We start from the raw sequence: 12433 nt of genomic DNA, 5'->3' as shown, positions 1-12433 counted from the left end.
GAGTAATCTTTTTATGATCTCGCAGCGACAGGCACAAAACGGAGAGAAACTATGTTTGAACCAATGGAACTAACCAATGACGCGGTGATTAAAGTCATCGGCGTCGGCGGCGGCGGTGGCAACGCCGTTGAACACATGGTGCGCGAGCGCATCGAAGGTGTTGAATTCTTCGCTGTGAACACGGACGCCCAGGCGCTCCGCAAAACGGCGGTTGGCCAAACCATCCAGATCGGTAGCGGTATTACCAAAGGTTTGGGTGCGGGCGCGAACCCGGAAGTGGGTCGCAATTCAGCGGAAGAAGACCGCGAAGCCCTGCGCGCAGCGCTGGACGGCGCAGACATGGTCTTCATCGCGGCCGGCATGGGCGGCGGTACCGGTACCGGTGCGGCGCCAGTGGTGGCTGAAGTGGCTAAAGATTTGGGTATTCTGACCGTGGCCGTGGTGACCAAGCCTTTCAACTTCGAAGGCAAGAAGCGCATGGCATTCGCGGAGCAGGGTATCGCTGAGTTGTCCAAACACGTGGACTCGCTGATCACCATCCCGAACGACAAGCTGTTGAAAGTTCTGGGTCGCGGCATCTCTCTGCTGGACGCGTTCGGCGCGGCCAACGACGTGCTGAAAGGCGCGGTGCAGGGTATCGCCGAGCTGATCACCCGTCCGGGCCTGATGAACGTCGACTTCGCCGACGTGCGCACCGTGATGTCCGAAATGGGCTACGCGATGATGGGTTCCGGCGTGGCTTGCGGTGAAGACCGTGCCGAAGAAGCGGCCGAAATGGCGATCTCCAGCCCACTGCTGGAAGACATCGACCTGTCCGGTGCGCGCGGCGTGCTGGTCAACATTACCGCCGGCTTCGACCTGCGTCTGGATGAGTTCGAAACCGTGGGTAACACCATCCGTGCATTCGCGTCCGACAACGCTACCGTGGTTATCGGTACCTCGCTGGATCCGGAAATGAACGACGAACTGCGCGTAACCGTGGTTGCAACCGGTATCGGTATGGACAAGCGTCCTGAAATCACCCTGGTGACCAATAAGCAGGCCAGCCAGCCGGTGATGGATCACCGTTATCAGCAGCACGGCATGTCGCCTCTGCCGCAGGAAGTGAAACCTGCCGCCAAGGTGGTCAACGACCAAGCTGCGCAGCCGAATAAAGAGCCCGACTATCTTGATATTCCAGCCTTCCTGCGTAAGCAGGCAGACTAAGAATATCCTGAGAATTTGGAATCTCCGCTCTTTGTGCTAAACTGTCCCGCCAGCCATGCTGTATGCTTGGCTGGTAGGATGGATAACATTGCGAGATAAAACGATGATCAAACAAAGGACATTAAAACGTATTGTTCAGGCGACTGGTGTCGGTTTGCATACCGGCAAGAAAGTCACGCTGACAATGCGCCCAGCGCCGGCTAATACCGGGGTCATCTATCGTCGCACTGACTTGAATCCACCGGTTGATTTTCCGGCTGATGCAAAATCCGTGCGTGATACCATGCTCTGTACTTGCCTGGTGAATGAGCATGACGTGCGTATTTCGACCGTTGAGCACCTCAACGCCGCGCTGGCTGGGTTGGGCATCGACAACATCGTCATCGAAGTCGACGCCGCTGAAATCCCAATCATGGACGGCAGCGCCAGTCCGTTCGTGTTCTTGCTGCTGGATGCCGGCATCGAAGAACTGAACTCGGCGAAGAAATTCCTGCGTCTGAAAGAGACCGTGCGTGTTGAAGATGGCGACAAATGGGCCGAGTTGTCCCCGCATAACGGGTTCCGCCTGGACTTCACCATCGACTTCAACCACCCGGCTATCGACGCCAGCTCTCAGCGCTATCGTCTCGATTTCTCGGCTGAGTCGTTCGTGCGTCAAATCAGCCGCGCGCGCACCTTCGGGTTTATGCGCGACATCGAATACCTGCAGTCTCGCGGCCTGGCCCTGGGCGGCAGCTTCGATTGCGCTATCGTGGTAGATGACTACCGCGTGCTGAACGAAGACGGTCTGCGTTTCGAAGACGAATTCGTACGTCACAAAATGCTGGACGCCATCGGCGACCTGTTCATGTGCGGCCACAACATCATTGGCGCGTTCACCGCGTTCAAGTCTGGCCACGCGTTGAACAACAAACTGCTGCAGGCCGTACTGGCCAAGCAGGAAGCGTGGGAATACGTGACCTTCCAGGACGAAGCCGAAATGCCGTTGGCATTCAAGGCACCGTCCACCGTATTGGCGTAAGGTCTGAATTCCTCGCCTGCTGCAGAATAACGGCAGGCGCATCCTCTGAGAGCCTGAGAATTCAGGCTCGTGATGCCGTCTGATGTTTTGCAGTTGTGTCGCTGATCACTTATCACGACTGGTTGTGTTGGTACCCTCTCCGGCCAATGCAGCCAGCCGTTCCAATATCTTGCGCAGTTTCTCCGGGCTACGGCTCGCCAACCCTCTCAGCTCTTCCGCACTTTCCAGACTCAAATGCCGCATCGGCACGGGTTTTACCGGCGCTTTCTCTGCGTTTTGCACCTGGTGGCTGCCTTTCGCCATCAAGGCCGGATTAATCCTGATGTCGATCGACGACAATGATGGTAGAATTTGCGCTCGTAGTGCAGACAGCAGAGCGGGTTGTTCGTAGCGCAAGCGCATCATCCAGCTGGCATTTGCCGTTTCGAGCACTAAAATACCCTGTCGGAAATTCGCGACGCGGCACCAGGGCTGCAGGGGAGCGGGCAACAGGCCCTTCACTGCACGGTTAAGCTTGAGCAGCGCCACCGCGCGTTGCTGGACGTTATGCAGCGGCCCTTTGCTGCCGGCAGACGCGTCGTCGAACAGGACATCTAATAATTGTGGACGGCTATCGCGCATAATGGGCTCCGGCGGATTATAAACTCGTGATCGGTATTCTAAATCGTTGGCGACAATTTGGCAGACGTTATTTCTGGCCCCATCTCCTGTTAGGGATGGTTGCGGCCACGCTTGGCGCGTCTTCCAATTTGTCCGGCGCCCCCGATCAGGCCGCACTGCCGAATGCGTCGTCCAGCCTAAACCGGCAAAATTCGGCCAACGGCACCTTCAACAGCCTGGCCCTGCTGCAGGACGCGCATCGCCGTCCTACCTTCAGCGTAGATTATTGGCAGCAACATGCGCTGCGCACCGTCATTCGTCACCTCTCTTTCGCGCTGGCGCCGCAGGCGGTTTATGCGCGGGTGCAGGAGAGCGAAGCCGAAGCGGAACCCCCTTTGCAGGTCGCGCAATTGGCGCTGCTTTCTACCCTCAACGCGCTGCTGACGCACGAGCCGAAGCCGCCGACCATCATTCGCCACACCCACCTTGAGGTGCTGCCAACGCTGGCACGGCACCAGACCGGCCTGTGGGTGGCGCAGGTACAGGGCATTCGTGCCGGGCCTGCCGCGCTCGTCTGACTCCGCCCTTAGGGCACAAAAACCATAAATAATAGCAAGTTGACTGCCGTATTCGGCCGTCATGACAGAGATATCAAACATCATGTTAGTGAAATTATTAACCAAAGTTTTTGGCAGCCGTAACGATCGTACTCTGCGCCGCATGCGCAAAGTGGTTGAGCAGATCAACCGCATGGAACCGGACATGGAAAAACTGTCCGATGACGAGCTGAAAGCGAAAACCAACGAGTTCCGCGCGCGCCTGGAGAAAGGCGAGTCGCTGGACAGCCTGATCCCTGAAGCCTTCGCCGTGGTGCGTGAGGCGAGCAAGCGCGTGTTCGGCATGCGTCACTTCGACGTGCAGCTGCTGGGCGGCATGGTGCTGAACGACCGCTGCATCGCCGAGATGCGTACCGGTGAAGGTAAAACCCTGACTGCGACGCTGCCGGCCTACCTGAACGCCCTGAGCGGCCGCGGCGTGCACGTTGTGACCGTCAACGACTATCTGGCGCAGCGTGACGCCGAAAACAACCGTCCGCTGTTCGAGTTCCTCGGCCTGAGCATCGGCATCAACCTGCCGGGCATGCCGGCGCCGGCCAAGCGTGAAGCTTACGCCGCCGACATCACCTACGGCACCAACAACGAATACGGCTTCGACTACCTGCGCGACAATATGGCGTTCAGCCCGGAAGAGCGCGTGCAGCGCAAACTGCACTATGCGCTGGTGGATGAGGTGGACTCCATCCTGATCGATGAAGCGCGTACGCCGCTGATCATCTCCGGCCCGGCCGAAGACAGCTCCGAGATGTACATCAAGGTCAACAAGCTGATCCCTAAACTGATCCGCCAGGAAAAAGAAGACTCCGACACCTTCAAGGGAGAAGGGCACTTCTCGGTGGATGAGAAGGCGCGCCAGGTCCACCTGACCGAACGCGGCCTGATCCTGATTGAAGAGATGCTGGTGGAAGCCGGCATCATGGATGAGGGAGAGTCGCTGTACTCACCGACCAACATCATGCTGATGCATCACGTTACCGCCGCGCTGCGCGCCCACGTGCTGTTCACCCGCGACGTTGACTACATCGTGAAAGACGGCGAAGTCATCATCGTCGACGAACACACCGGCCGTACCATGCAGGGCCGCCGCTGGTCCGATGGCCTGCACCAGGCGGTGGAAGCCAAAGAAGGCGTGGAGATCCAGAACGAGAACCAGACGCTGGCTTCGATCACCTTCCAGAACTATTTCCGTCTGTACGAGAAGCTGGCTGGGATGACCGGTACCGCCGATACCGAAGCCTTCGAATTCAGCTCGATCTACAAGCTGGACACCATCGTGGTGCCAACCAACCGTCCGATGATCCGTAAGGACATGCCGGATCTGGTGTACATGACCGAGAAAGAGAAGATCGGCGCCATCATCGAAGACATCCGCGAGCGTACCGCCAAAGGTCAGCCGGTGCTGGTGGGTACCATCTCAATCGAGAAATCCGAAGTAGTTTCCCATGAGCTGACCAAAGCGGGCATCGAGCACAAGGTGCTGAACGCCAAATTCCACGCTATGGAAGCGGACATCGTCGCCCAGGCCGGCCAGAGCGGTGCGGTGACCATCGCCACCAACATGGCGGGCCGTGGTACCGATATCGTGCTGGGCGGCAGCTGGCAGGCCGAAGTGGCGCTGTTGGAAGAGCCAACCGAAGAGCAGATCGAAGCCATCAAAGCGGCCTGGAAAGTGCGCCACGACGCGGTGTTGGCGGCGGGCGGCCTGCATATCATCGGCACCGAGCGCCATGAATCGCGCCGTATCGATAACCAGCTGCGCGGCCGTTCCGGTCGTCAGGGCGATGCCGGTTCATCCCGCTTCTACCTGTCAATGGAAGATGCCCTGATGCGTATCTTCGCCTCGGATCGCGTATCCGGCATGATGCGTAAACTGGGTATGAAAGAAGGCGAAGCGATTGAGCACCCGTGGGTGACCAAGGCGATCGCCAACGCCCAGCGCAAGGTAGAGAGCCGCAACTTCGACATCCGTAAGCAGCTGCTGGAATACGACGACGTCGCCAACGATCAGCGCCGCGCTATCTACAGCCAGCGTAACGAATTGCTGGACGTGTCCGACGTGAGCGAAACCATCGCCAGCATCCGCGAGGACGTGTTCAAGAGCACCATCGACAACTACATCACGCCGCAGTCTCTGGAAGAAGAGTGGGACATTCAGGGGTTGGAAGAACGCCTGAAGAACGACTTCGATCTGGAAATGCCGATCGCACAATGGCTGGATAAAGAGCCGGAGCTGCACGAAGAGACGCTGCGCGAACGTATTCTGGAGAACGCCAAAGAGCAGTACCAGCGTAAGGAAGACGTGGTCGGCAGCGAAATGATGCGCAACTTCGAGAAGGGCGTGATGCTGCAGACGCTGGATTCCCTGTGGAAAGAGCACCTGGCGGCGATGGACTACCTGCGTCAGGGTATCCACCTGCGCGGTTATGCGCAGAAGGATCCGAAGCAGGAGTACAAGCGCGAATCCTTCAACATGTTCGCCACCATGCTGGAATCGCTGAAATATGAAGTGATCAGCGTGCTGAGCAAGGTTCAGGTGCGGATGCCGGAAGAGGTGGAAGCGCTGGAACAGCAGCGCCGTGAAGAAGCCGAGCGCCTGGCGCAGCACCAACAGCTGAGCCACCACGACGAGAACGCGCTGGTGACCGAAGATCCGAACGCACCGGCGACCGCCGAGCGTAAAGTGGGCCGCAACGATCCGTGCCCATGCGGCTCCGGCAAGAAATACAAGCAGTGCCACGGCCGCCTGCAGTAATGCCGGCTGCGGTTAACCGATAACACCCAGGGGTTCAGCTTGCTGAGCCCCTGTTTTTTGACACCCATCAGGAGGGTGAGATGAAACATTTGAATATCGCCGTGGGCATCATCCGTAATGCGCAACGGGAGATCTTTATTACCCGCCGCGCCGCCGACGCGCACATGGCCGGATTCTGGGAGTTTCCCGGCGGCAAGATCGAACAGGGTGAAACGCCGGAACAGGCGCTGAGCCGCGAGCTGCGGGAAGAGACCGGTATCGAAGCCGAACGCGCCGAACTGCTGGAGGTGGTGGAGCACCGCTTCAGCGACCGTATCGTGACGCTGAATTTTTATCTGGTGGAAGCCTGGGCGGGCGAGCCGTTCGGCCGCGAGGGGCAACCGATGCGCTGGGTAAAACAGGCAGATCTGCGTGAAGACGAGTTCCCGGAAGCCAACGTCGGCATTATTCAACTGCTGGTAGCGCAGGCTAACGCCGCGCAATAACAAGATTGGCCTGGCGGGCACCAGGCCAATCGCGGACGATCAACGGTCGTCCATTTCACTCCAGTCTTCGCTTTCCGACAGATCGCTGTTGCTTGGAATGCGCTTCTCTTCATCGGCCCACTCGCCGAGATCGATCAGCTGGCAGCGCTTGCTGCAAAACGGCCGGAACGGGCTGACTTCGCCCCAAACCACGCCGGTGCCACAGGTTGGGCATTTTACTACGGTCGTCATAACGGTTCCTTACGCCTTCTGTCAGTGCTGAGAAGGCTTTCTTGCACAAGTTCAACAACAGGCCAGTTCGAACGTCAGGCGTTCAGGCACCACGCCATTTTCGCTATCCAGTGGCAGGAAGCGAATGGCATAGCGCGTCTTGTGGCCGGAAATCTGCGGATAAAGCTGCGGCGCCAGATGGAGGCGCAGGCGCAGCAGATCCGCCCCTTCGGCGTTGTCCTGGAAAAAGCCGTTCAGGCTGATTTGATTGCGGAACGGCCCGGATTGGCGGATCAGATCCAATACCATGATCAGCGCCTGGTTCAGCGGATCCAGCGACTGCAGCCAGGCGGCGACGTCGGCATCGCGATCCTGCTGCGGTGCGTGCATCCACATGTGCAGGGTCGGCAGATCGAAGCTGCAGCAGCCGCCGGGAATGTTCAGCCGCTGGCGCACCAGACCGATCAGCCGATCTTCGCGCAGCGCCTGGCCGAGGCGCGGCGCCGCCATCAGCGCCGATGAGCGCGACTTCAACTGGCTGCGCAACTGGTCGATCAGCGCCATATCCACGCCCGGCACATCGGCCCAGGCCAACAGTTTCTGCTGCTGGCGCTCGAGCTCTTTGAGCAGTTCGGTGCGCACTTCGCCGCGCTCCAGCACGTCCAGCAAGTCGGAGACGGTGCGAAAGAAGGTGAGGGCGATGGCGGTTTCACTCAGGGCGCGTTGGCCGTGCAGCTGTTGCAGCAGAAATTCGATGCGTAGCCAGGTGCGCATTTTTTCGTTCAGCGGGTGTTCAAAGAGAACGGTTGGGGAAACATCACTCATGCAGTTTAATCCTGTTGGGGCGCTGTTGCCGCCAGTTCAAGGTAGCGACGATGCAGTGCGGCGACCTGTGGCTCTATCCCCTGAGCGGCGCCGCTGTTGTCAATAATGTCATCCGCCACGGCGAGGCGCTGCCGGCGCGTGGCCTGGGCGGCGAGAATGCTTTGCGCTTGCTCACGGCTGACGCCGTCGCGTGCGATGGTGCGAGCCAGCTGGGTTTCGGCGTCAACGTCGATCACCAGCACCCGATCGGCGCGATCCTGCAGACCGTTTTCCACCAGCAGCGGCACCACCCACAGCGCGTACGGGCTGGTGGCCTGCGCCAGTTGGCGCTGGGTTTCACGGTGTATCAGCGGATGCAGCAGCTGGTTCAGCCAGGTTTTGTCATCGGGATGGCTGAAGATGCGCTGACGCAGCGCAGCTCGATTCAATGCGCCGTCCGGCAGCAACATTTCATTACCAAATCGCTCGGCGATCGCGGTCAAGGCAGGGGTGCCCGGCTCGACGACCTGACGGGCGATCACGTCAGCATCAACAAGGGTTGCGCCGTGGCGCGCAAAGGCGTTCGCGACGGTCGTCTTGCCGCTGCCTATGCCCCCGGTCAACGCAACAATGTAGGCCATGGTGTTAGGTGCATCCGATGTTCATAAAAAAATAATAGTCGAATCATAAAGCGATCGCGCAGAAGTGCAAGTCGGCAGGCGGCGCTTGCGCATCGGCACCGATCGGACGGCGAGAAAAAGCGCAGCGGCACGGCAAAAATGAGCGGGCAATCACACTGCGATTATGCAGGTAAATTTGTCGGATTGTAGCGTAAATAAAGGCGAATTCGCAGTCTTGTTCGGCGATTATTAGCGCGTATTATAACGTCACTGGAACTGGCATTAATCTCGCCGCCGTCTTTTTGCGCCACTGGAAAGCCGTCGGGCAGAGATTCGAACATCCTCCTTGCGATCCGTCGCCATTAACCAGGAAATCATAAGTCATGCGTATTGAAGAAGATTTGAAGTTGGGCTTTAAAGACGTGTTGATCCGCCCTAAGCGCTCCACGCTGAAAAGCCGTTCCGAGGTTGAACTGGAACGTCAGTTTACCTTCAAGCATTCAGGTTGCAGCTGGTCCGGCGTGCCTATTATCGCCGCCAACATGGACACGGTGGGCACCTTCCGCATGGCTGAGGCCTTGGCTTCTTTCGACGTTCTCACCGCGGTACACAAACATTACAGCGTCGAGCAATGGGCTGACTTCGTGCAGCGTATGCCGGAATCGGTGCTGCGCCACGTGATGGTGTCCACCGGCACCTCCGAAGCCGACTTCGCCAAAATGCAACAGATCCTGGCTCTATCTCCGGCGCTGAAATTCATCTGCATCGACGTGGCCAACGGCTACTCTGAACATTTCGTCGCTTTCCTGCAGAAAGCGCGCGAAGCCTGCCCGAATCACGTGATCTGCGCCGGTAACGTGGTGACCGGCGAAATGGTGGAAGAGCTGATCCTCTCCGGCGCCGACATCGTTAAGGTCGGCATCGGCCCGGGTTCAGTCTGTACCACCCGCGTGAAAACCGGCGTGGGCTACCCGCAGCTGTCGGCGGTGATCGAATGCGCCGATGCGGCCCACGGGCTGGGCGGTCAAATCGTCAGCGACGGCGGCTGCTCGGTGCCAGGCGACGTCGCCAAAGCCTTCGGCGGCGGTGCTGACTTCGTGATGCTGGGCGGTATGCTGGCCGGCCACGACGAGTGCGAAGGCACCGTCGTGGAAGAGAACGGCGAGAAGTTCATGCTGTTCTACGGCATGAGCTCCGAGTCGGCGATGAAGCGCCACGTCGGCGGCGTGGCTGAGTATCGCGCGGCCGAAGGCAAAACCGTCAAGCTGCCGCTGCGTGGCGAGGTGGAGTTCACCGTGCGCGATATCCTCGGCGGCCTGCGTTCCGCTTGTACCTACGTCGGTGCCGAGCGCCTGAAAGAGCTGACCAAGCGCACCACCTTTATCCGCGTGGCGGAGCAGGAAAACCGCGTCTTCGGCAGCAAATAAGCCACACCTTGCATTCGGGCGCAGCGCACAGCGGCGCCCGTTATCCTTTTCTTTATCCCAGCACGCTGCCCAGTTGAAAAATAGGCAGGTACATGGCGATCACCAAAGCACCGACAATCCCGCCCACCACCAGCATCAGCAGCGGCTCCAGCGTTTGCGCCAGCGTATCGGCCAACTCGTGCGTCTGCCGTTCGTACCACTGCGCCAATTTATCCAGCAAGGCGTCCAGCGAACCGGATTCTTCGCCCACCCGCACCAGCTGCCGACACAGCGGCGGAAACAGCGGTTGCAGGCCAAGGACATGATGAAACGCCTCACCTTCGGCGATCCGCCGCTGCACCTGCTCCAGCGCCTGTCGGTACAGCAGATGGTCAGCCGCCAGCGCCGCCGCGTTCAAACCTTCCACCAGCGTCAGCCCCGCGCGTTGGGTCATGGTCAGAATACGAAACGTTTGGCTCAACGCGCCGCCGCTCACCAGCCGGGCGATCAGCGGCAGGCGCAGCAAGGCAGCCTGTTCACGTTGGCGCCACGGAGGGCGCGGATGCAGCCAGCGGCAGTAGCCGAACAGCAATGCGCCGAGCAGCAGCGCCAAATAGGGGCCAACGGCGATCAGCAGCGCGGATAACCTCAATAACCCTTGGGTAAACCAGGGCAGCGGCGCATCGAACGATTGATAAACCTTGGCGAACTCCGGCAGCACCATCACCAACATCAGCACGCTGACCAGCAGCGCCACCGCACAGATGAAGAGGGGATAGCGCAGCGCTTTGGTCACTTTGCGGCGCAACATCAGCTGGGCTTCCTGCTGCTGTGCCAGCTGCAGGCAGCAGCGATCGAGGTTACCGGTCAGTTCGCCGATGGCGATCAGCTGGCGATAAATAGGCGGAAAAATGCCTGGTTGCGCGGCAAGGGTTTCGGAGAGCGGCAGCCCTTCGCGCACCTGTTCTGCCAACTGGCGCAACAGGCAACGCCAGGCTGGCGAAGGGTGCTCTGCCGCCAGAAGCTGCAGCGTATTGACCAGCGGCAGCCCGGCCTGCAATAGGGTAGCGAGTTGGCGGGTGAAGTGGATTAAGGGTTCTCCGCGCCACTGGCCAGGCGTGACGCGCTTGCCGTGCCTGATCCGCCACGGTTGCATGCCTTGTTCGATCAGTAATCGGCTCACCTGTCGTTTTTCATCGCTCATCAGTTCGCCGCGGCGCAAGGCGCCCTGAGCGTCGAAAGCCTGCCACAGAAACAGCCGGCGCGCTTTCATGGTGCGGTTACGCCGAGCTGGACGACGTCGATCACACGGTACAGTTCTTCCAGCGAGGTCGTGCCTTCGGCGGCCAGCGCCAGCCCGGCCTGCAGCAGCGAAAGCTGCCCCTGCTCGCGGGCGACATCTGCCAGCAGGCTGGGCGCGGCGCTCGCCAGCAACGCCGCCTGTATTTCCGGCGTAATGGCCAACAGCTCATACACGCCGATGCGACCATAGTAGCCGCCGAAGCAATGCTCGCAGCCGTCGGCGCGCCAGGCGGTCAGCGGATCTGGCCAGACCGCTGCGGGAAAATGCGTGGGCAGGCTGTGCGGGTAGCGGCAGTGGCGACACAGCCTGCGCACCAGCCGCTGCGCGACGACCAGCTTCAGGCAGCCGGCGAGCAGGTAGCCGGGGATGCCCATGTGCATCAGGCGCGTCAGGGTTTCGCCGGTGGAGTTGGTATGCAGCGTCGACAGCACCAGGTGGCCAGTTTGCGCGGCCTTGACCGCGATCTCGGCGGTTTCCGCATCGCGGATCTCGCCGATCATGATGACATCCGGATCCTGGCGCAGCAGGGCGCGCAGCACCCGGGCGAAACTCAGCTCGGTTTTGGCATTGATCTGGGTTTGATTGACGCCGAACAGCGGTATCTCGATCGGATCCTCGACGCTGCACAGGTTGCTTTGTGCATCGTTCAACTGGCGCAGACCGCTGTACAGCGTTACCGTCTTGCCGCTGCCGGTCGGGCCGGTCACCAGGATCAAACCTTGCGGGCAGGCCAGCGCCGCCGCGTAGCGCGCCAGATCTGCCCGGCTCATGCCCAGTTGATCCAGCGGCAGCTCCTGCTGCTCACCCTGCTGAACGCGCAGCACTACCTTTTCGCCGTGCAGCGTCGGCAGGGTGGCGATACGCATGGCATAGCGCGCGCTATCCAGCGTCAGGCTGAGTTGCCCGTCCTGAGGCTGACGGCGCTCGGCGATATCCAACTGGCCGAGGATCTTCAGCCGGGCGATGAGGCGCGCGGCCAGCTGTGGCGGCGGTGAGGCGAGGGTTTGCAGCACGCCGTCGATGCGCAGACGAATGCGAAAATGCTGCCGAAAGGGCTCGAAGTGGATATCCGAGGCGCGGCGCTGAATAGCCAAGCGCAGCGTCTGGTTGATGAACTGCACCACCGGCGCATCGCCGTCGTCGAGGTAGGCGATGTCGGCGGTGTCTTCTTCGGCTGCCAGCGGCGCCGACAGCGATTCGTGGCGTTGGTTCAGCGCCTGCTCAAGCCTGGCCGCCGGCCAGTGTTCCAGATGGATGCGCTTGCCGGTGGCGAAACGCAGCGCCGCCAGCAGCCCCTGCGGCGCTTCTTCGTTGAGCGCGACCGTCAGGGTGGTCGGATCTTCGTTCAGCGCCAGCGCCTGATAGCGCCGGCACAGGGCATGAACCTCTTCGCTGATTTGCGCGTTCAT

At 60.2% G+C, this 12433-nt stretch carries 12 protein-coding genes; 6 read left to right on the top strand and 6 right to left on the bottom strand.

Annotation, left to right across the window (positions count from 1 at the left end):
- Positions 1–51 precede the first annotated feature (51 nt).
- A complete protein-coding gene (gene ftsZ, locus ACYF6X_RS16785) occupies positions 52–1206 on the top strand; it encodes a cell division protein FtsZ (RefSeq protein WP_004932757.1) in 1155 nt (384 codons plus the stop codon).
- A 103-nt stretch (positions 1207–1309) separates the two neighbouring features.
- Positions 1310–2227, top strand: coding sequence for a UDP-3-O-acyl-N-acetylglucosamine deacetylase (gene lpxC, locus ACYF6X_RS16780; protein ID WP_004932754.1), 918 nt, complete (start codon positions 1310–1312; stop codon positions 2225–2227).
- A 105-nt stretch (positions 2228–2332) separates the two neighbouring features.
- Here lpxC and ACYF6X_RS16775 read toward each other — a convergent pair whose 3' ends face one another.
- Positions 2333–2848, bottom strand: a complete 516-nt coding sequence (locus tag ACYF6X_RS16775) for a DUF721 domain-containing protein (protein WP_130017891.1) — start codon at positions 2846–2848, stop codon at positions 2333–2335.
- Between the two features lie 26 nt (positions 2849–2874).
- Here ACYF6X_RS16775 and secM point away from each other — a divergent pair, with 26 nt between their 5' ends.
- The 3 genes from secM to mutT all read left to right on the top strand — a co-directional run bounded on the left by secM (position 2875) and on the right by mutT (position 6681).
- A complete protein-coding gene (secM, locus tag ACYF6X_RS16770) occupies positions 2875–3405 on the top strand; it encodes a secA translation cis-regulator SecM (RefSeq protein ID WP_063991403.1) in 531 nt (176 codons plus the stop codon).
- 82 nt (positions 3406–3487) lie between these two features.
- Positions 3488–6196 (top strand): preprotein translocase subunit SecA, encoded by a 2709-nt coding sequence (secA, locus tag ACYF6X_RS16765; RefSeq protein ID WP_063991402.1) that lies wholly within the window; start codon positions 3488–3490, stop codon positions 6194–6196.
- Positions 6197–6276: 80 nt separating this feature from the next.
- Entirely contained in the window at positions 6277–6681 is a 405-nt protein-coding gene (gene mutT, locus ACYF6X_RS16760; protein ID WP_028127851.1) for an 8-oxo-dGTP diphosphatase MutT, read from the top strand.
- Between the two features lie 39 nt (positions 6682–6720).
- On the opposite strand, the gene yacG is transcribed toward mutT, so the two are convergent.
- From yacG to coaE, 3 genes are read right to left on the bottom strand one after another with little or no spacing between them, the layout of a single operon-like run.
- A complete protein-coding gene (gene yacG / locus ACYF6X_RS16755; RefSeq protein ID WP_004932737.1) occupies positions 6721–6912 on the bottom strand; it encodes a DNA gyrase inhibitor YacG in 192 nt (63 codons plus the stop codon).
- 51 nt (positions 6913–6963) lie between these two features.
- Entirely contained in the window at positions 6964–7716 is a 753-nt protein-coding gene (gene zapD, locus ACYF6X_RS16750; RefSeq protein WP_063991401.1) for a cell division protein ZapD, read from the bottom strand.
- 5 nt (positions 7717–7721) lie between these two features.
- Positions 7722–8336, bottom strand: coding sequence for a dephospho-CoA kinase (coaE, locus tag ACYF6X_RS16745; protein WP_060706233.1), 615 nt, complete (start codon positions 8334–8336; stop codon positions 7722–7724).
- Between the two features lie 362 nt (positions 8337–8698).
- Here coaE and ACYF6X_RS16740 point away from each other — a divergent pair, with 362 nt between their 5' ends.
- Positions 8699–9742 (top strand): GMP reductase, encoded by a 1044-nt coding sequence (locus tag ACYF6X_RS16740; protein WP_015376656.1) that lies wholly within the window; start codon positions 8699–8701, stop codon positions 9740–9742.
- 52 nt (positions 9743–9794) lie between these two features.
- Here the strand turns inward: ACYF6X_RS16740 and hofC are convergent, their stop codons facing one another.
- Positions 9795–10994 carry a protein transport protein HofC gene (gene hofC, locus ACYF6X_RS16735; RefSeq protein ID WP_130017892.1) on the bottom strand — a complete coding sequence of 400 codons (1200 nt, stop codon included), beginning with the start codon at positions 10992–10994 and terminating at the stop codon, positions 9795–9797.
- On the bottom strand, positions 10991–12433 hold the full coding sequence (gspE, locus tag ACYF6X_RS16730) for a type II secretion system protein GspE (protein WP_130017893.1): 1443 nt from the start codon (positions 12431–12433) through the stop codon (positions 10991–10993). The genes hofC and gspE overlap by 4 nt, the downstream gene beginning before the upstream one ends.

The sequence above is a fragment of the Serratia sp. ID 25-353 genome (genome assembly GCF_054792795.1).
Note: the sequence above shows the minus strand (reverse complement) of the source record. Positions and strands in the feature narration are given on the sequence as shown.